Source organism: Fervidobacterium islandicum (assembly GCF_000767275.3).
GTDB lineage: Bacteria > Thermotogota > Thermotogae > Thermotogales > Fervidobacteriaceae > Fervidobacterium > Fervidobacterium islandicum.
This window is the reverse complement of sequence record NZ_CP014334.2, coordinates 2010929-2036223: the sequence shown is the minus strand read 5'-3', so window position 1 is coordinate 2036223 and position 25295 is coordinate 2010929. Positions and strand designations below refer to the sequence as shown.

Genomic DNA, 25295 nt, shown 5'->3' with positions numbered 1-25295 from the left:
AAAAAGGGGTGAGACTGTGTTGGACAGATTTGACAAGCCTTTTGTTGAAGAGATTTTGGCAACGGTTCTGAGATACGGTGGAGATTTCGCGGAAGTTTTTGTCGAAGATAGATATTCTACAAACATTGAGCTGAAGAACGGGAAAGTAGAACTTGCACAAACTGGCAGGATGTTCGGTGTAGGTATAAGGGGATTTCTCGGAGATAAGGCAATATATGCGTACACAAACGATCTGTCTAAAGAAAATATTCTTAATGTTGCCAAGCGCGTTGGCGAAGCTCTTGGAGAAATCAAGCTCAAAGATTTCTCGATCGATTTGAGAAAGAAAGAACTTGAGAACAAGCATTTTGTTTTGTGGAAGCCAGAACAAGTCAAAAAAGAGGCAAAAGTTGGTTATATGAAAAGGGCATACGAGGCAGCTAAGAGATACTCACCAACGATAGCGCAAGTTGTCGTAAGGTACTGGGACTACGACCAGAATGTGCTGATAGCAAACAGCGAAGGCGTATTCGTAACAGACAACAGGGTGCGCACCAGGTTGATGATAAATGCCGTAGCTGTCAAGGATGGACAGATGGAGTCAGGCTTTTACGGTCCGGGTGCAGCTATGGGACCTGAGTTTTTGGAAAAAATCGATGTTGAACAAGCAGGTGTTAGGGCGGCAAGGATTGCTGTGAGGATGGTGGATGCACAACCAGCTCCGGCAGGTAAGATGACCGTGGTAATTTCCAATGAATTCGGTGGAGTTATCTTCCATGAAGCTGTCGGACACGCACTGGAAGCCTCCTCTGTGGCACGCGGAATGTCCGTTTTTGCCGGCAAACTTGGACAACAAGTAGCAGCTGAATGTGTCAGCGCAGTTGACGATGCAACGATTCCAAATGCATGGGGTAGTGCAAATGTTGATGATGAAGGAACACCAACGCAAAGAATTATGCTTATTGAAAACGGTATTCTGAAAGGTTACATGATCGATAAGCTCGGCTCAAGAAGGATGGGAATGCCATCAACAGGCAGTGGTAGAAGGCAAGATTACACGTTCGCACCGACATCGAGAATGAGTAACACGTTCATCCTCCCAGGTGATTACCACCCTGAAGAAATAATCGCTTCTGTTGAATATGGTTTGTATGCAAAGACGATGGGTGGAGGTTCTGTGAACCCCGCAACCGGAGAGTTCAATTTCGCTGTAAACGAAGGCTATCTGATAGAAAATGGAAAGATAACAAAACCAGTTAAAGGTGCTACGTTGATAGGGAAGGGCTATGAAATCATCCAGAAGATCGAGATGGTTGGAAACGATGTGGCAAGAGGACAAGGTATGTGTGGTTCTTACAGTGGTTCCATACCAGCTGACGTTGGGCAACCAACGATTAAGGTCAGAGAAATCATCGTTGGGGGGCGAAACGCATGACGTTCGAACAATTCAAAGAAAAGATATTCAAGCTTGCAAAAGCAAATGGCGTAGAGGCGCAGATAAGCTACTCTCAAAATAAGAACTTCCAAGTAAGATACCAAAATGGTCAGATGGATCAGTACACAGATGCAGGCAAATTCAAAATCACACTCCAAATTTTGAAAGATGGTAAACTTGGGATGTCTTACACGGAAACTTTGGACGATCCAGAGAAAGTATTCGAAGACGCGTTGAGTAATATATCGATAATTGATACAGAAGATGTTGAATATTTCTACGATGGAAAAGGTGAATATCCACAGATAGAACCATACGATGGTAGTTTTGAGAAATTGTCTGTGAAAGAAAGACTGTCGTACGTTGAGAAGGCGCATGAAGAGATTCGTAAAAGCGCGGAAATAATGAACGATATGGCTGTCTACGGGCAACAGATGAACGAAATGCGACTTGCTAACACCCTTGGACTTGACGTGTCTTACGTCAACGGTGGAGGATTCATGTACGCGATGGCCGTTGCAAAAGATGTCTCTCCCAGGTCAGCAGTCGAATTCGCACTTGGAAGGAAACCAGAAGCTCTTGATCCAATTCAGGTGGGTTCAAAAGCACGCGATGAGGCACTTGCACTTGTAGGCTCAAAATCAGTCAAAAGTGGGAAATACAGAGTGATTCTTAGAAACGACGTTTTTTCAGACATACTTGGCATGCTTATTTCGATGATCAGCGCAGAAAATGCGCAGAAAAATTTGTCACCTCTTAAAGGAAAACTTGGTGAAAAGATTGGAAGTGAGGTACTCACGGTTAAAGACTTGCCGTATCATCCACTAAGTATAAGCTGTGCACCGTTTGATACACAAGGAGTCCCTACAAAAGAGAAGACAATTATCGAAAACGGTGTTTTCAAAACATTCCTGCACAATTTAAAAACAGCAAAAAAAGATGGCGTTGAGCCAACAGGTAACGCAATGGGAACCGGTATACAGCCGATAAACCTTTACATTGAACCGGGCAAGAAATCCTTTGAAGAATTGCTGATGACTTTGGATGATGGGCTTGTGATAATCGAAGTGGAAGGTATGCATTCGGGAGCCAATCCAATATCAGGTAACTTCTCGCTTGGTGCTAAAGCTTTCAAAGTTGAAGGCGGGAAAATCACGCACGGAGTTGAACAGATAACGATATCCGGGAACTTCCTTGAGATGATAAAGAACATCGAGGAAGTAGGAAGTGATATACGCGCATTTATGGGAATAATAACACCTTCTGTGCTGATAAGTACACTCGATATAGCCGGTAACGCGTGATAGTTTGCACTTAAATTAAAAACTAAAACAAAGCCCCCGAAAAACAAAAATTTGGGGGCTTTGTTGTTTTAAGCTACAGAAAATTTGAAGTGTGTGATATGGTGGTAGAGCACACCTGATCTTAAGATCGTTGTTGGAAAGTTTTTATGGTTAGGTGAGTCTGGAAAGTGCTGTGTCTCAAGGCAAAAGCCTGTATGCTCGTCGTAATACTGACCGTACTTTCCTTGGAACCCCTGTAAGTAGTTCCCTGTGTAAAACTGAACTCCAGGTTGCGTTGTGTAAACCTCAATTGAAATTCCACTCTTTTCACTTAATACCTTTCCTACAAATTTCTCACATCTGTCATCACTTTCACTAAGAACGTAGTTGATGTCAAAACCTTTCAAGTTCGGATACACGCTTTTCAAACGTTCTATTGCTTCTCCTATGGTTGTTTGCTTTCTCAAATCGTAAGGAGTACCTTCGACAGTGGAAATTTCACCAGTAGGTATCAGGTTTTCATTGACCGGTGTGTACTTCTCTGCGTTAATAAACACTTTATGATCGTAGATTTTGCCTCTGCCGTTTAAGTTGAAATACGTATGCTGTGTCAAATTGACGATTGTCGGCTTGTCAGTTTTCGCTGTGTATTCTATTTTCCATTCATTTTCGTTTGTTAGCGTGTAAATAACCGTAACATCCAAATTTCCAGGGTAACCTTCTTCTCCATCGTGACTTCTTAGTCTTAGTTGAAGTTTGGGACCTTCAGGGGTCACTTCATCAAAGGCTTTCCAAACTTTTTTGTCAAATCCCTTAAAACCACCGTGTAGTGCATTCGGCCTTTTCCCGCCACCGTCGTTCAGCGCTAATTGATAAGTAACACCATCGATTTGGAATCTTCCGTAAGCTATCCGGTTGGCAAACCTACCAATAACAGCTCCCAGATAGCCCGTGTTTTGTTCGTACTCTTCCACACTGTTGTATCCAAGAACAATATCAACGAACCTTCCGTCTTTATCGGGCACCCATAACTCCCGAACAATGCCACCGAGCGAGAGGACTTTCATCATCAACCCGTTTTTGTTGATGAGTGTGTATTCGTGTACCTGTGTGCCATCCTGAGTATATCCAAAAAGCCTTTGCTCAACCGAACCATAACCAGACAGAGCGTTCAACTTCCCCACCTCACACGTTATTAATTGTGTATTAGGCTATATTTAGAGCTCGAGGAATTCTTCCACAGCCTTTTCGATTACCTCCAACGAAGAGCGCCAGAATTCCTTTTTGGTTATATCTATTCCCACACTCGCAGCGACTTCTTCAGCTGTGCCTTTTCCTGTTGAAGAGAGCAGTTTTTTGTATGTCCCAAAAAATCCAGGTTCGTCGCGTTTTGCGTACACGCCTAATGCAAAGAGCATACCAAATGTGTATGGGAAGTTGTAAAAATGGAACGTTGGTGAATAGTAATGCGGTTTTACAAGCCACATAAATGGGTGGAGAACCTCTTCGTCCAAACCATCACCGTATGCTTGTTTTTGTGCGTTGAGCATTATTTCTTTGAGTTCTTTGACACTGAGAGGACCGGCCGTACGCTTTTCAAAGACCGTTTTTTCGAACAAGAACCGGCTGTAAATATCTATGATTATCTGTACCGCATCGGAGAGTTCTTTATCGAGTAATGCGAGTTTTTCTTCTTCACTTTTTGCACTTGCTTTTATCATGTTTAAGAGCAGCGTTTCATTAAAAATCGAAGCCGTTTCAGCCAGTGTGGCTGGAGTTGTACTGTTCAGTGGTGTTTCGTCCTTCAAGCAGTAGTTGTGGAATGCATGACCAAGCTCATGCGCAAGTGTGAGTACGTTGTCAAGAGTTCCGTCAAAACTCATGAGTATTCTTGACTCTTTTAGTGCTTTCACAGAAGAGCAGAATGCCCCTCCTCGTTTTCCCGGCCTTGTCTCTGCATCGATCCATCTCTTTTCAAAGGCACTGTCGATAAAATCACCGAGTTCTTTTGAAAATGCTGACAGGTTATCGACTATGAACCTTCTTGCTTCTTCGTAGGTCCACTTACGTTCGTATCCACCAAGCGGTGCAAATAAATCGTACCATGGTAAACCTTTTTCGTGTCCGAGGATCTTAGCCTTTTTTTTGAAGTATTCCCTCAGCTTTGGCATACTTTCTTTGACTGCGTCCATCATAGCATTGAACGTCTGTTCAGTTATCCGGTTTTCAAAGAGCATAGGCTCAAGCGGAGAAGTGTATCCCCTCAGTTTTACTTCTGTTAAAAACTCCCCTTTTATGCTGTTCAAGCACTGAGCCACAACATCTGCAGCACTTTCACAAGCTCGTATCTCGGCTTCGTACGCTTTTTTTCTCACTTCAGCTGATTTATCGTACGCTAAGTTTCTCACTCTCATCAACGGTAATTTCTTCTTTTCACCGTTCAGTTCCATTTCGCACAGTAAGTTTGACGTGGTCTTTTCGTACAAGTTATTCCAAGCGTTTCCACCAGTTAGTCTCATCATACTGATTATTTTCTCTTCATTCTCCGAAAGCATGTATTTAGAAAGTATCTTCTGTTCTTTAATCACAAACACGTGGGATCTAATTACCTCAGAAGGAGTATCCTCAAGCTTTTCAATTTCCACCGATTTCAAAAACTTCCTAAATTTCGTTCTCGCAAGTGAAAGATCAACGAACTTACTCCTGATAACATCAAGGTACTTTGCAGCAGTTTCGTTATTTGCATCGGCACTTAACGTTAGGCTGGCAAAGTTGTACAATTTTCCACCAATCAAAGAAAGTTCGTTCAGTTTGCTGATGATATACTCCAGCTTTTCCTCGGCATTTTCCGCTGAATTGAGGTTTTCATCCATCCACTTCAGGAATTCTGCAGTTTCTTTCTCAAATCTCACCAAATCGGATTTAAATTCTTCAGACTCAAACGAAGGATAGATGTTCGTTAAGTTCCATCTCATGATTTTCACCCCTTTAACCGCTGTTATACGTTCGATATAGCCATTATATCACAGAAGTGGTATAATTTTCTTGGTTGGAGTTGTTTTCCAAAAATTCAAGGGGTGAGGAGAAATGGCGATGACAACCAAGAAGATTATAGATATGAAGGGCAAAGAACCTATCGTTATGTTAACCGCCTACGACTATCCAACCGCTAAGATAGCCTCGGAATCAGGTGTTGACATTATATTGGTCGGTGACTCTCTGGGGAATGTGGTGCTTGGTTACGATAGCACTATACCAGTAACGATGGAAGAGATGTTGATGCACATAAAGGCTGTGCGCAGAGGGGCATCCGATGCGTTCATCGTTGGAGATATGCCTTTTTTGTCGTACGAAGTGAGCATTGAAAAGGCTGTCGAAAACGCAGGACTGATGCTCAAGGCCGGAGCCAATGCGGTAAAACTCGAGGGTGGCGAAGAATACGTAGAAACAATTAAGCAAATCATACGAGCGGGAATACCTGTCATGGGGCACCTTGGCTTCACACCTCAATCGGTCAATCTGCTCGGTGGTCACAGGGTGCAGGGAAAAACACCTGAAAGTAGGGAGAAGCTTCTAAGAGATGCAAAAGCCCTTGAAAAAGCCGGATGTTTTGCAATCGTTCTTGAACTCGTTGTGGAAAGTGTAGCAAAGGAAATCACGGAAAGTGTTGGTATCCCAACCATAGGCATTGGAGCTGGAAGGTTTTGTGATGGGCAAGTTCTCGTGTTCCACGACGTCGTTGGCTTGTCTCAGATGAATTTGAAATTTGCTAAGAGCTACGCGAATACCTATGAAGTTATGTTGGACGCTGTAAAAAAATATAGGGAAGAGGTGAAGTCAAAACTCTTCCCAGAACAAACGCATGTGTTTGAATAACCCGTGATTATATCCTTGTTTCATCCAGTTCAGTTTTAATGAATTCGTTCCATAACGTGACGAAAAATATGGCGACGGGAACGGCAAAAAACGTTCCAACAAGTCCGTAGACTAAGCCTACCAAGAAGATGAATATCAACATCAGAACAGGGTTGATGTTAGCTTTGTGCTTCATTATGAATATGAAGAACAGAAACGCTCCAAAATGAACGGCTGCGACAATTAGATTGACAACTATGAAGTTTTTAAGTCCCAATCCCAGTGTAACTATTAGAATAGGTATCCATTCGATAACTACTCCTACTATGGGAATTAAGTTGGTTATAAACCCCCAAAAAGAGAGTAAGACGGTATATTCTGGCAGAAAAATTGAAAAGAGAAAATAAAAGCTCAGGCCCACAATAAGGCCTCCAAGAAGTACCACATCGACGTAGCTTTGTAGTGACATTCCCAACTTCGACAGGAAATCTTCCACCAATGGTTGTACGCGTTTTGGAAAAAGCCCCGGCAGTGACTTTGTTGTCCATTTTGTATATATGGTCACGTAAATTGTGAAAAGGACGCTGTAAAAGATAACGACACCAATACCAGGAAGCTTCTTGGCGAACTCCAAGAGGAAATTGTTGAACAACTCTGTGATCCTTGGACTTGCCCAGTCGGCTAAATTACCTATAACCTTTGATAGTTCTGGATTATCAGCTAAATAGTTCTCCCAGTATTTTGAATCAAGAATATTCTTCATGAATTCGTAGAAAGAGCCTATTTGATTAACCACTAGAGGGATGATTCTTACGAACGCATAAATTAGGACGCCAAAATAGATAATCAATGCCGCAGTAACCGAAATCGGATGTGGAATTCTCAATCTCATCATGTTCTTGTAAATGAAATTCACAACTAGTATAGATATGAGCGAGAAGACGAAGACGTAGAGTAACGTCTTTGAGAGTGTGAATGCAACGAAAAATATCGCGGCGTACAAAAGTACTATGAGCAACGCCTGTTGCCTAATGCTCAATTTCACTTATCACCCCTCCTATGTGTTTTTCAAAGTATGTCCTTATCTCTTCTATGTCTTGCGTAATTCCCAAAACGACCATCAACTTTATCCTTGCCTTTTGCGCAAGTGGGTGCTCACTGAGTATGGCACCGCGTTTCCTTAAGTCAGCGCCTCCGCCGGTGTAACCGTAAATTGGATAGACCCTGCCCTTGAAACAGCGTGACGTGATAACAACGGGAATCCCGTTTTTCACTATCTTTTCGACAACATCTGCAAGTTCCGGAGGCACATTGCCACGGCCAAATCCTTCCAATACGATACCTTTGTAGCCCATCTCGTACACGGCACGCAGAATTGTACCGTCATCACCTGTGAAGGTTTTGACAACGGCCACTTTCTCCTCTATTCTGTCAGTTGGTATTTTCTCTCTTGTAAGCGACTTTCTAAAGTACACGACGTTGTTTTCATCAACTAAGCCAAGTGGACCGTAACCAGGCGAATCGAATGTTGCAACGTTGCTCGTGTATGTTTTTGTTACTTCACGTGCTGCATGGATCTCGTCGTTCAAGCAGACAACAACCCCCATTCCGTAACTATCATCGCACGAAGCAACAAGCACCGATGAAAGAACGTTTCGCGGCCCGTCTGTACTTAGCTCACTGATGTTTCTCATGGAAGCCGTCAGAACAACGGGTTTTTCTGTTTTCAGAACGAGGTCAAGAAAGTAAGCAGTCTCCTCTAATGTATCTGTTCCGTGTGTTACAACCGCGCCGTCGTAACCTCTTTCTTCCAAGAATTCATCTATCTTTCTTGCAAGTTCAAGCATTAAACGAGGAGTCATGTGTGGGCTTGGGATATTTGAAAATTCGTAAAGTTCAACATCAGCTATTTCGTAAAGCTCAGGGATGTCCGTAACAAGTGCGTTCCCTTTATCGAAAGGTACAACAGTTCTGCCTTTCTTCACCATAGCGATTGTTCCGCCTGTACTGACGATAACTATCTTTTTCCTTCTTTTGGTCAGCCAATTACCGTCTTTAAAAGCCATACATTCCTCTCCCCTTTTTCAGTGTGTTAATTAATCAGTACCAGTATCTTTTCCTTCTGATCCTCATTCCAACCAGCACACCGTAGATAAACCCTCCTGCATGCGCCCAATAAGCAACTCCTGCTCCTGTGACATCGGCAAATACGCCGTTCAACACTTGTAGCAAGAACCAAACAAAGAGGTACACTACCGCAGGGATTTCCACTATGAAAGGCAGAATGAAAAATACAAGTGAGACTATGCGTGAATAGTAAAAAAGAACAAAATAAGCACCCATGACTGCGGATATTGCACCAGACGCGCCTACCATCGGGTAAGGGGAGAACGGGTTAAAAACCACGTGGAAAAAGAGCGCAAAAATACCACCAGTGATGTAAAACACGAAAAATTTAAAATGCCCCATCGCATCTTCGACATTATCACCGAAGATCTTTAAAAACCACATGTTTCCAATTATATGCGACCAGCCGCCGTGAACAAACATGTGCGTGAAGATTTGTAAGACTGGGAACGCGTAGAACATACGTTCTGGAACAAAACCAAAGGTGTAAAAAAACTCCTGGAGTAGTTCCTCGTTCCAAAATAATGACAGCTCATACAAGAAGACCAACACATTGACGGTGATTATCATATAATTCACAACAGGTTTCCTCAAACTGGGAATCGTATCGTACAATGGGAACATTGGTCCCACTCCTTTCTACTCTTAGTAAGAAAATAAAAGGCATCTAGTGTTTGAAAATCGTGTACTGAAGAAGTCCAATGAGTTCATACACTATGTTACAGAACCCGTAAAAAGCTCCGTACGTCGGAATATAGTCAAGGAATGAATTTCGAAAATCGATAGGCACATCACTCTGTACATGGTAAATTTCTTTGAAGAACTTTTTAAAAACCATCAAACTTCTTCTCATATGTGTTGTACTTGTTACGAGGGTTATGGATTTGTCCTTAACTATATCGTGTGTGAATCTCGCATTCTGGTACGTATTCCTCGCCTTGTCTTCAACTACGACATCTTCTTCTGGAACGCCTAAAGAAAGGAGCACATCTTTCATGACAAGTGCCTCCGGAATGCCCTTCGAAACAACCCCACCTGTAACTATTATCTTTCTTGGTTTTGATTTGTAAAGCAAGTAGCCTTTATACAACCTCCTCAAAGTATGTCTTCCTATCTCAACATTTCCTGAGTATTCGTCGATTCCTCCGCCAAGAACAACGATGTAATCTCCGCCATCGGATGTGTCCGGAACGTACAAAACCTTTGAAAATAGGTTTACAAACCAAGTCGAAGAAGTTAGATAAAAGAAAATAGATAAAAGAAGAAATAAAATCCAGATTTTATTGTACTTTGAATTCTTTTCCTTTATAAAAAAATAAACGGTCAGAACTGAGAAGAGTGTTACGAAGATACCAGGAAAGATTAGAAAGGCAGATATTATCTTCATAAGTTCAAACATATCTGAGAACCAGTCCCCTCTCCGTCACTCACGCACCTGCCCTTCCAAATTTCGTATGTATTTTTGAAGAGCAACTTCATCTATGATAATCCTCTCCTTGCGGTCAGCCTCTATCAGCTGTGCCCTGAGATACCTTTCCTTAAGCTTTTCAAAACTCCTTCGCTCAGTTCGTTTCTCAAGATATGCTCTTAAAGTCTCTTCCTCAATCTTACGCAGGTTAGACAACTTTAGATTGAGCTTTTTCAAATGCTCATCGTACATATGTATCAAGTACATTAAAAAAGCAACTTGCGCACCAGTTTGGACGCCGGTGCGAAGTTGCTCTTCGGTAAATCTTTTCGAATTCTTAACTTCTTCTATTTCTTCTTCCAGCCTTCTTATCTCTACTCTTACTTTATTAAGCTCGTTTTTTAGAGCTTCTTCTTCCTTTTGCCTTAACGAAAGTAACTTTTCCAGTCTGAACGGCAATTCTCTCTGCTCTCCTTTTATTTTTCCTTAGAAGATAAAAATGTCGAGAGCAGTTCAACAAAGATCTGCAAAATCTTTTTACTTGCTTCAGAGAACCGCTTGCCTTCAAAGTTATCGAGCGATATTATAATTATTTTCTTATCTCCAACTTTGACACTACCAACCAGTGGTATGAAGTTTGGAGAGGTAACTCCCGACTTTTCCCATAGGTCTTTGTACTTACTCTCTCTATTGAATTTGTAAGCATCCAAAAACTCCACAACTTTATTTTCACCAATACGTGGTCCGTAGCTGTCTTCCGAAGCCTTGATGACAAGGTTCTTGACTTCGTCGCCATAATTATAAACGGCAACGCATTTGTAATCGTCGCCTTCCAAAAGCCATACTGAGGCTTTTTGGGTTTCCGGAATGACTTTCACAAGTTCATCAAGCATAATCTTGAGGTATTCTTCCAGCGACTGTGTTTCGTTCCAGAGTTCTATGAGCTTTGTTATCGAGTTTAACTTTTCAATAACATCCTTGTAGACCCTTTGGCTTTCTAGCACTTTAAGTGCTGCGAGCACATAAGAACCAAGGAATCCTGCTAACGCCTTTGCCATGCTTACGTAATGTTCTGGTACGTGCACAACAAATTTAAACCGGTCGATAGGAACGACCTGATAAGTTTTTTTGTCGTAAACAAAAGTCTTAACCTCATCGATTTCTTTTGCTTTCTCTATGAGCTTTTCGTCGTTTGTACCAATAAGATACTCGTTGTCCATTAAAAGAACAACAGCGATGTGTGGATACTGCGCATGGAACTTTCTGGAAAAAGAAGTCACAAACGTAACTATGTCTCCATCTGCCTCACCTAAAGCTTCCATGATTTTCTCCTCGACAAAAGTGAGAAGTTTATAAAGCGTCTGTTCAAGAACTTTTTGAGTGATGTCAAACATAACACCAGCAACTCCATAATTACCGTCTCCAAGTCTTATAGGCATTCGCTGAATGTTATAGTACCTTCCGTTGTAGACTATCTTGTGCGAGTGGTTTCTTCTCGTTCTTTTAACCTTCCTGTCAATTTCTTCAATCTCCTCAATTCCCAGAATTTCACTTTCCAGCTTTCCAACGATCTTCTCTTCCGGCAGCCCCAGAGCATTTTCAAGTTCTTTATTTATCCACAAGTAACGTCCTTTATTGTCTTTAATGAACGCGGGTGCTGGAAGTCTTTCGAAAAACTGTTGTAAGAAGTACAAGTACCTCATGCTGTTACCTCCTCCATCTTTACTTGAATGATTTTTGAAACCCCATCGACCATGGTTACTCCATGCACGATATCTCCAGCTTCCATAATCAACTTATTGTGAGTTATAACTATGAACTGTGAGTTCTGTTGCTGTAACAGCCTTCTGAATTTCTCAGAATTGTAATCATCAAGCGGTGCGTCCACTTCATCAAGCACGTAAAAAACACCCTTGTTCGACTCAAGCATCGCCATGATGAGTGCAATGCCAACGAGCGCTTTTTCCCCACCAGAGAGCAGTTGAAGTTTTTGAACTTTCTTACCTGCTTTTGAAACTACAATTTCTATCCCTGATTCAAATATATTCCCATCGTCTATTAATCTCATGCTCCCTGTACCACCGTAGAAGAGATTCTCTATGTAACTTTTGAAGGCTGCATTGATTCTGTTGTAGGTAGTTAAGAACTGCTCCCTTGCTTGAATGTCCGTTTGTTCAATGAGCTCTTCCAGTTTCCTTTTCGCCTCTTCCAAGTCCAATTTCTGCTTAACAAGTTCGTTGTACTCGTTTTCAACCGCTTTGTACTCATCAATAGCGCTCAAGTCGACTGCGCCAAGCATTTTTATTTTGTTTTCCAGTTCTTTCATTTGTTGTGCAAGTTCATCCAATTTCTCAGGTTCAATTTCCACAGGATTCCTGTATTCCTCAGGAACATTAGAAATCCTGAATCTGATCTCTTGCAATCTCAAATCAGTTTCGTGGATTCTTTCCCTTGTGGATTCTATTTCGTTTTTCAACTTGCTAATGTCTTCTTCTAATATCTGGAGTTGTTGAAGTTTTTCTTCTTTTCCGGTTTTCCTTTCCCTTATACTTGTGAAAATATCCTGGGCTGTTGCTTTCAGACTTTCAAGTTCTCTTTCGTTTTCTATAAGAAAGTTCTTAGTTTCGTTTATCTCCTGTTCGAGCTGAGATATACTGTATTTGGCGTCGGCGACTTCTTTGGCGATTTCATATAGCCTGCTACTTATTCTGTCGTTTTCAGCGGTGTATTGGAGCTTCCTTTCAGCGAGATTCTTAATTTCAGCGCGCAGTGTAGCGATATGCTCGTTCAGTGTCTCCAACTTCTTCCTGTGCTCTTCGAGTTCTTTTGAAAATTCGCTGACATCAGCTTGCAAAACCTTCCGCTTCTCTTCTAAATTCTTACTTTCCTGTTCGAGGTACTCAACTCTTGCGAGGTTTCCTTCGTACTTCCCGTTGTATTCAGCTTCGAGCTTTACCAAATCCGCAAGCTCGTTCGAAACGTCTTTGAGTGCCTTTTGAAGCTCTTCGAGCACGCGCTTTGATGAAAGTGATTTGCTCGACACACTTGCCAGTTCTTCCCTTATTACTCCCATGCTCTCTTGAAGTTGTTTAATCTCACTTTGTATTGCATCAATTTCTTTTTCAATTTTTCCTTTCTCACTAACTAGCCCGTCAAGTTCCTCTTGTAGCGTTTTTAATCTTACTTTTCTTGCTATGAGCGAATTTGAATAATCTTCTTTCGCCTTCCCACCGCTGATTGAGCCTCTTCCAGAGATGAGCTCGCCATCTAACGTGACGATTCTCGACCTAATATCGTATTTACGCTTTATTTCTATGGCACAATCGATATCCTTTACGATGATATCGTTACCAAAAAGATAAAGTGGCAAATTCTTATACTCAGCTGATACACTCACAAGATTTGCAGCATATCCGATGAATCCTGGTTCACGTTCGATTCCGTTTATAGGTGAAAACGAGGCATCGATCAGATCAAGAGGTATGAACGTGGCACGTCCGTATTCTCCGGCTTTCAAGAATTCGATTATCTGTTTTGCATCTTCCGCCGTTTTTACAACAACGTGCTGGACAGCTCCTCCTAAAAGCGTCTCATACGCTACAGAAAGCGATTTATCAAAGTCAATGAGATTGGCAACAACGTCGATTAAACCTTTGAACACGTCTTTATTTTCGAAAATCTTCCGGATCGAATAGCCAAACCCTTGATATTCCGAAATCTGTCTGTTCAGCACATCGATTTCCGCTTGGACTTCTTTTTGTCTTCGCACAATTGCGTCCAACTGTCGAACCTTTTGTTCTTTGCTTTGATTGTACTCTTCCAATGAACTTTTAGCAAGTTCTAACTCCTTAACAAGTTCGTTCTCTTTCTCCACAATTTCAAGCAAATGCTTCTCAAGGTCGTTTATTTCTTCTTCTAACTCCTGCTTTCTGGTCTCCTTCGATGTTCTTTGGCTCTGAATCATCTCAAGCCTATGCTTGATGTCTTGGTTACTTTCATTCAACCGAATTATCTCGTTGTGGATTCTTGAAAGCGTTCTTTCTGTTTCTTCGTACTCTTGCTTCTTCTTGAGTATCTCTTTTTCCTGTTCGGAATACTGAGTGTATATTTCACTTTTCTCTTTTTCGAGTTTGGAAAGCTCTTCTTCTTTTTCATTCAGTTCCTCTGTTATCTTGGAAACTATAAGTTTTATTTCTTCGTATCTGTTCTTCAACGAATTTGCTTCATCGGTCAACATATCGAGTCGAGTTGTTGTTTCAATGTATCTACTTTCCAATTCGTTCAGCTTCTTGCTGAATTTTTCTCTAATCTCCCTTAGTTGATCTTCCCTTGTTTTAAATTCTTCCAACGTTTTCGTGTAGCTCTCCATTTCAACGTCTATCTGGTTGAACTCCTCGCGTAAGGTTGCCCAGTTCATTTCCAGCTGAGCAAGCCTTTTCAGCTTTTCTTTTAACAAAACATTAAGCTCGTTAAAGTAGCTTTCCATATCTGCAAGTCTTTGTGTCTCTATTTGATAAACCCCACCGTAATATTCTCTCTTCACATTTTCCAATTCCTGAGAATATTCAAGGTAACGTTCTGCTCTTTTCGCTTTGAGGTAAAGAGATTTTCTATTTTTGTCCACTTCAAAGAGCACATCGGTTATCCTGCTCAAATTTATTTGAGTCGCATCGAGTTTTGCGAGTGCTTCCTTCTTTTTCTCTCTGTATATACCGATCCCTGCGATTTCCTCAATTATTGAACGCAGACTCTCGGGAGTTGAAGACACTATCTTATCTATTTGCCCTTGTCCAATAATAGAATACGGGTTTTTGCCAAACCCGTGAGACATGAGGAGTTCTCTTAAATCTTTGAGTCTTACTTCGTCGCCATTGAGCAAGTATTTACTCACTCCATCGCGTGAAAGTTCCCTTGCGATGGAGACCTTATTCCCGTTGTCTTCAAAAACCAGTTCAACGTATGCATACTGCGCAGGTGGTCTCTTTTCGTTTCCCCAAAATACTACGTCTTCACGCTCTTGGGCGCGTATTTCTTTCATCGATTGTTCACCGAGCACCCAGCGGATAGCATCGACTACGTTCGACTTCCCGGAACCATTGGGTCCAACGACAACTGTTACTCTATCGGATATCTCTATGCGAACAGGGTCTGCGAAAGACTTGAATCCCTTGATAAAAATCTCCTTTAAAACCACCGACCACCCTCCCCATTATTTACAGGGACCAACTCAAAAAATTCGGACTTACAGAATCATTGAACGCTTAGATTCTTTATTATCTCTTGCGATACGTTGTAAATATCCCCGGCACCAACGAACATGTAAACCGCTCCGTCTTCGAACGTCATCTTCTTTAGCTCGTCTAATTGCTCAATAAAGACAGCCCTTGGTATAGCTTCCACTATTTTCCTTGCACTCGCTCCGTTCTTGCTTTCGAAAGCCCCATAGACTTCAGTAACGTATATTTCATCAGCCAGTTGCAGGACCTTACTGAACCGGTCGGCTTCCCTTTTCAGTCGTGTGTAGCGATGTGGTTGAAAAATCACAACAACCTTTCTGTCAGGATATACCTCTTTAGCCGTCTTCAAGAGCACCTCAACTTCCTCTGCCGTGTGAGCATAGTCATCGACGACCGTAATTCTTCTATTCGGATCTTCGTAGCTCACGTTAAACCTTCTACCGGGAAGTGCAAAATCATGGAACGAACTTAATACATCATCAATGTTATAACCTGTGCTCGCCAGTAATGTGACAACCGCAAGAGCGTTCAGAGCGTTGTGATATCCGGGAACAGGCAGGAAAAGTTTCTTCTCACCCCAAGGCGTAATTATCGTAACAACTTGCCTGAAGCCCTCCTGTTTTCGCTCCACCATCTTAAAATCACCGGAGTATATGCCAAAGGTTGCATGACCTTTGTATTTGCCCTCGTCTGCAAATGTAACGACGAATTTTGAATTTTTGATAAGCGTTTCAAACGAACTGTAGTAGTGTTCTAGATCTCGATAATTTTCTAAGTGGTCCTCACGTATGTTTGTGATTATAAGATACTCCGGGCGGAACTGTTCAAAACCTGGCTGACTCTCATCGAGTTCATAGACCGCAATTTTTGTTTTTTCAGAGCCCTTTCTGTAATTCCCATGTTCCAATTTATTGTGCAGTGCGCCTAAGAAAACGTACGGATCAGCGCCAAGGTTTATCAAACTGTTTGCGAGCATCGATGTGGTTGTCGATTTCCCATCTGTTCCAGTCACTGCAAAACCCTTGAACGGTTCTAAGATCCTTCTGAAGTGGTCTATACGCATCGTTATCTTCACGTTATTTCTAACTGCGGCAATGTATTCAGGATTATCCTTGGAAACTGCTGGCGTCATCACAACTTCATCAACACCGTTTACGTTACCTTCTTCGTGTCTATCGTACACTCTAATACCCAAGGTTCTCAAATACTGTGTTCTTTCCGAGCTATACGGGTCGCTTCCTGAGACTTCTTTTCCACAGAAATGTTCGTGCATCGCTTGTGCACTCATCCCAATGCCGCCAACACCGATAAAGTGTATCTTTTCTTTTTTCTCTCTTTTACTTTCCTCAAAACCCATCTTCTATGCCTCCATGCTGTAGATTATTTCATTTTTTGCGAATTACAGGGACATGTTACTTTCTATCTCATCTACTATTATCTTTGCGGGGTTTTCCCGCTCGTTGAAATTCCTACCTTTCTTCATCAATGTTCTTATCATATCAGCCAGTTTTTCTGGTTCGTATTCGATTTCTCTCATCATAACTCCCAACCCATGTCTTTCGATAATCTTAGCGTTTGTAACTTGGTGCGATTCAGTTGCACCTTCCCAAGGTACCACCACTGCAGGGACGTTGAAATAAATGAGCTCTGATATAGTCGTTGCACCAGCTCTGGTAATCGCAAGGTCCACACTGCGCCAGTAGGCATACATATTCTCTATGTAATCCACTATCTCAACGTTAGCTGGAACTTCACCTTCTACCTTCTTCCCACCAGTTGAAAGTATAAAGTGCACATCTGGTAACAACCATGAAACTTCCAAGGTAATCTTGTTGAGAAACTCGCTACCACCACTACCACCGATGACAAGAACTGTTGGACGTGGTAATTCAACCCTCCCTTCCCTTGTCCATACGGGATTGCCGGTAACCTTTATCTTTTTCCTCACCTCATCAGGAAATCTCGTTACACACTCCTCAAATGCAACGAAGATCTTTTTGGCAAATTTTGAGATAGTTATATTGGCCTTCCCTGGAATTGTGTTTTGTTCTTGAACGTAAACAGGAATACCGAGTTTTCTTCCAGCCAGAGCAACTGGGTAACTTACATATCCGCCAGATACATAGACAAAATCTGGGGCGAATTCCTCAAGAGCCCTTTTTATATTAACCGAGTTAATCAACAATCTCGAAAACCTTACCAAGTTTTCTGGATGGAATATAGGCCTTCTCAATCCTTTTACTTTTACACTGTACCTTTTGAACTCTGGGTGAAATTTTGGAAGCACCCGTTCTTCTATCTTCCCCTGAACGCAGAAATACAGAACTTCGATATTCCTTCTGCGTTGGAATTCTTCCAAGACAGCGAGGTTCGGATAGAGATGACCTCCGGTAACACCACCAGCTACTGCGATTTTCAGTACTTTACTTTTTGATGCAGACGTATTTTCCATACTTCACAAACTCTCTCCTTCTATTGATGACCTTGCACTATTTTGATTCTCTTTACCTTCCCCTGTGTTGAGCAAGCCCGAGAGTATAATACCAAAGCCAATTAAGAGTGCCATCATTGAACTTCCGCCAGTGCTTATAAACGGCAGTGGAATTCCTGTTACAGGGAAGAATCCTGCGAAAACGCCTAAGTTTATTGTCACATGGAAAAGTATAACAGTTGCATAAGACCAAGTAAAGACACGAACTGCAATGTCTTCGATGTAACTACCTAACCTCATAAGTGAGTAGCTCAGGAACAAGTAGGTGATGCAAACAAGAAGTATTCCGAAAAATCCAAAATCTTCACCAATAACAGCCAGTACAAAATCACTTTCCGCTTCAGGGACGTACACTTTCAACCAGCTGTTCCCAATTCCAACACCGGTTGGGCCAGAGTTTTTCAGAGTTTTCAGTGCTATATCAACTTGCGGTGCGATTTCCCCGCTGAAGAAATAACGCAGTCTGCCAAGTTGATAAGAGTGAAGCAACCCCGTTATAGAACCTATTATGACAAGCGCTATTACTAGCACAACAGCGATAACAAAATACCTCAGCTTCGTGCCTCCGTAGTATAAAGTCACTACGGCTATCAAAAACGTGAACATCGCGGTACTCAAATTCGGCTCAAGAACAATCAAACCTACATATATTATTGCGTATAGCATAGGTACAACCATTCCTGTCCAAAACTCTGACATCTTCCCTTTATGCTTCTTAACGTAAATTGACAAGTACAATATGAGGATTATCTTAGCAAACTCAGAGGGCTGAACTGTGAATCCGCCAATGTGTAACCACCTGTGCGCACCATTTATGGGTGGAAATGCAAAGACTGCAACCAGCAAGATTATACCCGCCAGATAAAGCCATTTATCGTTCCTTTCGTAAAAACTAAATGGTATATTCTTCACAAGGAGCATGAGGAACAAGCTAACACCCATTGTAACCAAATGTTTCACGAAAAAATTGCTTGAAGTGTTAAAAACTTGCTCTTTTGCTATGTCTAAACTGTACATCGCAATTGCTCCAACCACGAACAATATCAGATAGGTAACTATCGTAACTTTGAGTTCTGTCCTCACTTGAAATACTCCTCCCACACGCTAAGAAGTGTCACAAAGAAAAGATTGCTAAAATCCATACCTTTTTCGGTAAGCTTTTGACCATCGAAGAAATCAAATTTTCTCTTAAGGACTTCCAACACATCTGTAAATTCCACACCTGTCTTACGTTTCAAATACTCTATGTCAGAACCCCATTTCGTTCTTAGTGACATAAACAACGTTTCCAATGCCTCTCTCTCGGGTGAATTGAATACTTCGTAGGACCTCGGTAGTCGGCCCTCGGAAATAGCTAAAAAATAATCGTTTAACCGCTCGAAGTTATTATACCTCAGAAAACCAATGTGACCACCTGCCGCAACGCCAAGACCTATGTAATCTACATTGAACCAGTATTTTAAATTGTGGAGGCAATATTTTCCGTTGATAGTGAAATTAGAAATCTCGTATCGTTCGTATCCAAGAGCTTTCAGTGAATTTAAGAACTCGTCATACCTCTGAAATGCCTGTTCATCTGGCTTTTTAAGTATCCCAGCACCATTCTCGGAATGGACCTCCAACATATAAACCGAAACGTGGTCAGGTACAAACTCGCTGACAAAACGAACATTTTCCTGTATCGTTCCCCACGTTTCTCCAGGTAATCCAACGATAAAATCCACATTTACATTGTCAAAGTACCTTCGAGCTATGTCGTACTTTCTTAAAAAAGTCTCAAAATCGTACAGTCTTCCTGATTTTTTAAGCACCGTATCATCCGTGCTCTGCAATCCCATGCTCAATCTGTTCACGCCAAGCGCTTTATACTCTACTGCTAAGTTTACATCAAATGAATCGGGATTTACTTCAATTGTAAACTCTTCAAAGGAATTGTTTTTAGAATAAACGATTAGTGATTTGACGATCCTTGCAAGGTTCTGGACCGGAAGGATACTCGGAGTACCACCACCTACGTATAAAGTCGCAACACCTTGACCGAGGTATTCTTTATACATATCTATCTCTCTCAACAGGTAATCGGTGTATTCATCATAGTTCTTATCCAGATAACTCACGAAATCACAGTATACACAGCGACTTTTGCAAAATGGAATATGGATATAGACACCTAAACCATCTTGAACTTTCTTAAAATGCATCGGTATACTCAGCCTCTCCGAGTTGTTTATTCAAGTCATTCAGAAAATCTTAATTTGAAGTAAGCCACGTTATTCTGAATTATCAAATCTCCTGATATCGGTGAGAGAAACCTAAACCAGACACCGTATTTGACGTTTTGCGACGACGGGATGTACGTTCCAAACGTTGCAAAGAAAAATCTGAAATCCTGGAAGTCTATAAATAATCTCCCACCAAGGACACCTACCAATCTGCCCTCGTCAAAATCCCAACCTAAGTTCACGATTGCTCCCTGCTCAAGCGACTTATCCGCAAACAAGAACATGCCAAATGAGTATATACCACCAATTTGAACAAAGCTAAGAGGTAGCGTATCGATCAACGCATAACCTCTCTTTATGTTTATTTCAATTTTCGGTTCTTCATTTCCCAGTTTTGAAAGTGAGAAGCCTTCATAGTTTAACGCAAACGGCCCTATAACCGTTTCACCTAATGGAATACTTGGCAATGACAACCAAGTCTTTGAGTATTCTGACTGCAGGACTTGGTTTGTAGAGATGTAGTACGTTTTTTCAAATCCCGTGACAGGTATCGAATAGCTCTCGTACCCAATCGTTAGTGCAACACCATGCACTTGCCCGACAAAAGCCATAAAGTTGAAATAGCTTTTGTCAACCGGCCGTTTCATCGTTATGAATCCCAGTTTGTACGATTCGCTTCTGGTACTTTCATCGTGCAGTCTTAATCCTATTGCCAGCTTGGAGTCTTCGTAAATTAGTGATGCATTCCACATATTCAGCGAAAGTGCATTGTACATCCCATGTATTTCAGGACTTATGCCTTTCACAATATTGGTAATATCTTCCATTAAATCTCCAAAAGCTACTGTGAAAAAGAGAAACAAGAATACACCAACTGTTAGCAACTTCCTTAGCTGCCTCTTTCCAAACATCCCAGTTCCCCCCTCAAGCTTTGTCAAACGCGTTCCCTTCCCGACTCATCCTTTCAGTAGTCTGTTCAGTACCTCGTTTACGGTTTTAGGATTGGCCTTTCCTTTTAGTTCCTTCATAACTTGTCCAACAAAGAAACCGAAGAGACCCTCTTTTCCCGCTTTGAAGGTTTCAACCTCTTTTGGATGGCTTTCGATGACCTTCTTTGCAATCTCTTCTATCAACGATGCATCGTCAACTTGTCTTAAACCCTTTTCTTCAACTATCTGTTTTGGCATCTTACCTGTGAGAACGGATTCTTGGAACACCTCTTTTGCCATGTTTCTTGAAATAGTGCCATCTTTCACCAAGCCGATAATTTGCGCAAATGTATCAGCGTTTACGTGTAGCTTTTCTGGTTCGTGCTCACTGTACAGTCTGAAGAGCTCAGTTAAAAACCAGTTGGCAACTTCCTTTGGCTCTCCACTCTTTTTAACTGCTTCTTCGTACAAATCACCAACCTCTTTATCCTCAACCAATGCCCACGCTTCTTTTGCGTTCAGCCCATAATTTTCAACGAACCTGCGAAGTCTTTGTTCAGGTAGTTCACCGATCGTTGATTTAATTTGCTCAATGAATTCATCCTCAAGTAATACAGGAGGTATATCTGGTTCTGGAAAGTACCTGTAATCGTGCGCTTCTTCTTTACTTCTCATGCTGACCGTTGTCTTTGTATTCAAATTCCATCCTCTTGTTTCTCTCTCCACTTCCAAACCCTTTTCCATGAGCTCTACGATGCGTTCGTATTCGTACTCAAGCGCCTTTTCAACGAATCTAAACGAGTTCATGTTCTTCACTTCTACTTTGTTGCTCTGCCTTCCTGTTAAGGTGTCTAATACAGAGATGTTTGCATCACAGCGCATAGCACCTTTTTCCATATCGCCACTGCTGACACCGATGTACCTCAAGATACTTCTAAGCTTTTCCATAAATATTCTTGCCTGCTCAGGCGATTCTATATCGGGTTCTGTGACAATCTCAGCCAACGGAACACCACACCTGTTCATATCTACGAGTGAGTAGTCAGCTTCGGTGATATTATCACCAGCATGCATAAGCTTTCCTGCATCTTCCTCTAAGTGTATTCTTCTTATTCGGACCTTTTTACCTTCAACTTCCAAAAATCCGTATTCTGCAAGCGGGTAGAAAAATTGCGTAATCTGATAGCCTTTCGGCAAATCAGGATAGAAGTAATTTTTTCTATCGAATCTCGAATATTTGTTTATCTTGCAATTCAGAGCCAATCCCAGCTTAACTCCCAATTCAAACATCTCTAAAGACGGCACAGGCAATGCCCCAGGTTGACCTGTACAAACCGGACATATCGAAGTGTTCGGTTCCAAATCGAACACATCTGCATTACAACTGCAGAATGCCTTCGTCTTGGTACTTAACTGAACATGTATCTCAAGACCTATAACGGGCTTATATCTATCTAGTTTATCCATGCTCTCATTCAACCTCCTCGGTTATAATTACTTATCCTTCAAATGCCTTTCAATCTGGTCAGCGAAACCTAAGACCTTGGCATCGGAAAACCTTGGTCCCATTATTTGGATTCCCACTGGAAGATGTCCTACCTTGCCAAATGGCACGCTGATGGCAGGTAAACCTGCAAGATTCGCAGGAATTGTGAATATGTCCATCATATAATAAACAAGCGGGTCACTTACAGAACCTATTTTGAAAGCAACGATAGGGGAAGTTGGAGTAACGATAAAATCGTACTGTTCGAAGACGTTGTTGAGCTTCATGGCTATTTTCCTTCGCACCTTCTGGGCCTTTTCAAAATATGCATCGTAATAGGCTGCGCTCAATGTGAACGTTCCTATGAGTATCCTCCTTTTAACCTCATCCCCAAAGCCTATCCCTCTAGTCTTTTCGTACATCTCCCTTAGTCCTTCCGCTGATATTCTTAGACCGTATTTCACCCCATCAAATCTAGATAAATTTGAGCTTACTTCCGATGGTGCGATTATGTAATACGTCGCAACGGAATATTTGATCTCGTCTATATCGACGAGCTCCACAGAATGTCCGAAATTTTCAACAAACCTAACGAACTCCTCAAGCTTTTGCTTGACACCTTCTTCTACTCCTTCGTCAAATGACTGCTTCGCAACGGCGATTTTCATCCTCGGCAATTCTTTGCCGATGAATTGTGTAAAATCTATCTGCCTCTCAACCGTGGTAGAATCGTTTTCATCTTTTCCAGCGATTATGTTCATCAATATAGCGCTATCTTCAACAGTTTTTGTGATAGGTCCTATCTGGTCCAAAGAGGAGGCAAACGCAACAAGTCCGTAACGTGAAACTAAGCCGTACGACGGTTTAAAGCCGACAACACCGCAAAAGGCTGCCGGCTGTCTAATAGAACCTCCCGTATCACTACCAAGGGCTGCCACTACTTCGCCAGCAGCGACAGCTGCAGCCGAACCGCCACTACTTCCCCCAGCAACTCTTTCTATGTCATGCGGATTTCTTGTTGGTCCAAACGAAGAATATTCGGTACTTGCTCCCATTGCAAATTCATCGAGATTGGTCTTTCCGACAACAGAAAAACCTGTAGATTTGAGCTTTTTCACAACCGTAGCATCGTAAGTAGCCACGTAGCCCTTCAGTATTTTCGATGCACAGGTTGTTTCTATCCCCTGAACGTTTATGTTATCCTTTATTCCGATAGGAACACCTCTAGGAGCTTCTTTGTTGACACTTATAAATGCATTCAGCACTTTGTCTTCTTTCTCGATAACCTCCAGAGATGTTTTCACAAGTAGGTCTGGATTATCTTTTGCAAATTCAAAAGCTTGCCTGAGCGTTAGTTTTTTAAATTCTTCTGTGTTGAAAAATTTCTCTCCCAAAGTGAACACCTCCTTGCTTTCTCAGGAAATTATACCACATCTTTAACAAAATGCACCGTTGTATGTTAGAATTGATAATAAAGCAAAAATACTGGCAATTAAACGACGGGAGGGAGTCTTAATGAGCTCGTTAATCTTCGAACCAAGCAGCGGTAAATACTACTACCATTACCCATTCCCCGTTGCCATAGTAGGTGTCAAAGCCGGTGAGAAAGTAAATTTCATGTCCGCAGCCTGGCATACGCAACTTTCGTTTGATCCACCACTTTACGGAGTGCTCATTTCACCGAAAAGGTATACAAACGAACTTCTAAAGCAAAGTAGCGCATTTTCGGTTAACTTTCTAAAATTCGAAGACTACAAGACCGCTGGTTTTGTCGGTAGAACTTCGGGTAGAGAGCTTGACAAGGTCAAAACGTTCGGTTTGAAGTATTTCGATGGAAAGGTCGCTACCGTACCTGTTTTAGAAAACGCCATAGCCTGTTATGAATGTAAAATCGTTGACTCAAGAACCTACGGCGACCATATTCTCTATGTTGGAGAAATACTTGGAATACACTACGACAAGTCTTACTACGAAAATGGCTTGTCAAAATCATTGCTATTGTACCACGGTAACGATAGATACACATTCGCTAATAGCGAGAGTGTGAAATTTGGAAAAGAGGAAGTCTACGATGAAATCAACAAAAATAGAAAAGGATAACTTTGGTCTTTCAAAACTTAAAAGAACTGTGGTATAATCATAGCATAGGTTTCGCAATCACTAAAATGCATTGATGGAGGTGAACTGATATGAAGATTTTCCTTGATACAGCCAACCTTGAAGAGATAAGGCAAGGGGTCGAATGGGGTATTGTCGATGGAGTTACAACAAATCCAACGCTTATCGCAAAAGAAGGAGCCGATTTTGAAAAGCGGATAAAGGAAATCTGCGAACTTGTTCAAGGGCCTGTCTCCGCTGAAGTCATCTCGTTGAACTGGGAAGGTATGGTCGAAGAAGCCAGAAAACTTGCCTCCATCGATGACCATGTTGTAGTGAAAATCCCAATGACACCAGACGGAATTAAAGCGGTCAAAATCCTATCAGCCGAAGGAATTAGAACGAATGTGACTCTCGTGTTCAGTGCAAACCAAGCACTCCTTGCGGCAAAAGCCGGTGCAACGTACGTCAGTCCCTTTATTGGAAGAATAGACGACAACGGAAACGACGGGATAAAATTACTGGAAGAGATCATGCAGATTTTTGTTAACTACGGATTTGAAACGGAAGTGATAGCTGCAAGCATCAGACATCCGATGCACGTTGTTGAGGCTGCACTTATCGGTGTGGACATAGCAACTGTACCATTTGAAGTACTCAAAAAGATGTTCACACATCCTCTTACAGATGTTGGAATAAAGCGGTTCCTGCAAGACTGGGAATCGTACAAAGCTTCGAAAAAGTAA

Annotated in this window: 21 protein-coding genes; 5 read left to right on the top strand and 16 right to left on the bottom strand. The window is 41.8% G+C overall.

Annotated features, from left to right (window positions below):
• Positions 1-16 precede the first annotated feature (16 nt).
• Together NA23_RS09705 and NA23_RS09700 are read left to right on the top strand one after the other, a co-directional pair.
• Positions 17-1414: a TldD/PmbA family protein gene (locus tag NA23_RS09705; RefSeq protein WP_033191706.1), complete on the top strand. Its 1398-nt coding sequence runs from the start codon at positions 17-19 to the stop codon at positions 1412-1414.
• Positions 1411-2718, top strand: coding sequence for a TldD/PmbA family protein (locus tag NA23_RS09700; RefSeq protein WP_033191707.1), 1308 nt, complete (start codon positions 1411-1413; stop codon positions 2716-2718). The genes NA23_RS09705 and NA23_RS09700 overlap by 4 nt, the downstream gene beginning before the upstream one ends.
• Before the next feature lie 68 nt (positions 2719-2786).
• Here the strand turns inward: NA23_RS09700 and NA23_RS09695 are convergent, their stop codons facing one another.
• On the bottom strand, positions 2787-3872 hold the full coding sequence (locus NA23_RS09695) for an aldose epimerase family protein (RefSeq protein ID WP_084384088.1): 1086 nt from the start codon (positions 3870-3872) through the stop codon (positions 2787-2789).
• Positions 3873-3914: 42 nt separating this feature from the next.
• Positions 3915-5672 (bottom strand): M3 family oligoendopeptidase, encoded by a 1758-nt coding sequence (locus NA23_RS09690; protein WP_249477062.1) that lies wholly within the window; start codon positions 5670-5672, stop codon positions 3915-3917.
• 118 nt (positions 5673-5790) lie between these two features.
• On the opposite strand from NA23_RS09690, the gene panB reads away from it, so the two are divergent.
• Positions 5791-6573, top strand: a complete 783-nt coding sequence (gene panB, locus NA23_RS09685; RefSeq protein ID WP_033192589.1) for a 3-methyl-2-oxobutanoate hydroxymethyltransferase — start codon at positions 5791-5793, stop codon at positions 6571-6573.
• 7 nt (positions 6574-6580) lie between these two features.
• On the opposite strand, the gene NA23_RS09680 is transcribed toward panB, so the two are convergent.
• From NA23_RS09680 to gatA, 14 genes are read right to left on the bottom strand one after another with little or no spacing between them, the layout of a single operon-like run.
• A complete protein-coding gene (locus tag NA23_RS09680; RefSeq protein WP_052107145.1) occupies positions 6581-7597 on the bottom strand; it encodes an AI-2E family transporter in 1017 nt (338 codons plus the stop codon).
• Positions 7581-8618, bottom strand: coding sequence for an asparaginase (locus NA23_RS09675; protein WP_052107146.1), 1038 nt, complete (start codon positions 8616-8618; stop codon positions 7581-7583). Before NA23_RS09675 ends, NA23_RS09680 begins: the two co-directional genes overlap by 17 nt.
• Positions 8619-8652: 34 nt before the next feature.
• On the bottom strand, positions 8653-9303 hold the full coding sequence (locus tag NA23_RS09670; protein ID WP_033191709.1) for a rhomboid family intramembrane serine protease: 651 nt from the start codon (positions 9301-9303) through the stop codon (positions 8653-8655).
• A 43-nt stretch (positions 9304-9346) separates the two neighbouring features.
• Positions 9347-10078: a YdcF family protein gene (locus tag NA23_RS09665; RefSeq protein WP_033191710.1), complete on the bottom strand. Its 732-nt coding sequence runs from the start codon at positions 10076-10078 to the stop codon at positions 9347-9349.
• A gap of 24 nt (positions 10079-10102) precedes the next feature.
• Positions 10103-10546: a flagellar export protein FliJ gene (gene fliJ / locus NA23_RS09660; protein ID WP_033191711.1), complete on the bottom strand. Its 444-nt coding sequence runs from the start codon at positions 10544-10546 to the stop codon at positions 10103-10105.
• Positions 10547-10563: 17 nt separating this feature from the next.
• Complete coding sequence (locus NA23_RS09655; RefSeq protein ID WP_033191712.1) at positions 10564-11790, bottom strand: PAS domain-containing protein; 1227 nt, start codon at positions 11788-11790, stop codon at positions 10564-10566.
• On the bottom strand, positions 11787-15281 hold the full coding sequence (gene smc, locus NA23_RS09650) for a chromosome segregation protein SMC (protein ID WP_033191713.1): 3495 nt from the start codon (positions 15279-15281) through the stop codon (positions 11787-11789). The genes NA23_RS09655 and smc overlap by 4 nt, the downstream gene beginning before the upstream one ends.
• 56 nt (positions 15282-15337) lie before the next feature.
• Positions 15338-16681: a UDP-N-acetylmuramate--L-alanine ligase gene (murC, locus tag NA23_RS09645; RefSeq protein WP_052107147.1), complete on the bottom strand. Its 1344-nt coding sequence runs from the start codon at positions 16679-16681 to the stop codon at positions 15338-15340.
• A 42-nt stretch (positions 16682-16723) separates the two neighbouring features.
• Positions 16724-17776: a UDP-N-acetylglucosamine--N-acetylmuramyl-(pentapeptide) pyrophosphoryl-undecaprenol N-acetylglucosamine transferase gene (locus NA23_RS09640; protein WP_033191714.1), complete on the bottom strand. Its 1053-nt coding sequence runs from the start codon at positions 17774-17776 to the stop codon at positions 16724-16726.
• Positions 17777-17779: 3 nt separating this feature from the next.
• Positions 17780-18898, bottom strand: coding sequence for an FtsW/RodA/SpoVE family cell cycle protein (locus tag NA23_RS09635; protein WP_052107148.1), 1119 nt, complete (start codon positions 18896-18898; stop codon positions 17780-17782).
• The gene (hemW, locus tag NA23_RS09630; RefSeq protein WP_033191715.1) at positions 18895-20016 is read right to left on the bottom strand and encodes a radical SAM family heme chaperone HemW; all 1122 of its coding nucleotides are present in this window, start codon (positions 20014-20016) and stop codon (positions 18895-18897) included. Before hemW ends, NA23_RS09635 begins: the two co-directional genes overlap by 4 nt.
• Before the next feature lie 35 nt (positions 20017-20051).
• A complete protein-coding gene (locus tag NA23_RS09625; protein ID WP_236938367.1) occupies positions 20052-20975 on the bottom strand; it encodes a hypothetical protein in 924 nt (307 codons plus the stop codon).
• A gap of 18 nt (positions 20976-20993) precedes the next feature.
• Positions 20994-22433, bottom strand: a complete 1440-nt coding sequence (gene gatB / locus NA23_RS09620) for an Asp-tRNA(Asn)/Glu-tRNA(Gln) amidotransferase subunit GatB (protein WP_033191717.1) — start codon at positions 22431-22433, stop codon at positions 20994-20996.
• Positions 22434-22460: 27 nt separating this feature from the next.
• Positions 22461-23846 carry an Asp-tRNA(Asn)/Glu-tRNA(Gln) amidotransferase subunit GatA gene (gene gatA / locus NA23_RS09615; protein ID WP_033191718.1) on the bottom strand — a complete coding sequence of 462 codons (1386 nt, stop codon included), beginning with the start codon at positions 23844-23846 and terminating at the stop codon, positions 22461-22463.
• Between the two features lie 121 nt (positions 23847-23967).
• Between gatA and NA23_RS09610 the strand changes: the two genes are divergently transcribed.
• Together NA23_RS09610 and fsa are read left to right on the top strand one after the other, a co-directional pair.
• Positions 23968-24552 (top strand): flavin reductase family protein, encoded by a 585-nt coding sequence (locus NA23_RS09610; RefSeq protein WP_052107149.1) that lies wholly within the window; start codon positions 23968-23970, stop codon positions 24550-24552.
• Positions 24553-24641: 89 nt separating this feature from the next.
• Positions 24642-25295 (top strand): fructose-6-phosphate aldolase, encoded by a 654-nt coding sequence (fsa, locus tag NA23_RS09605; RefSeq protein WP_033191719.1) that lies wholly within the window; start codon positions 24642-24644, stop codon positions 25293-25295.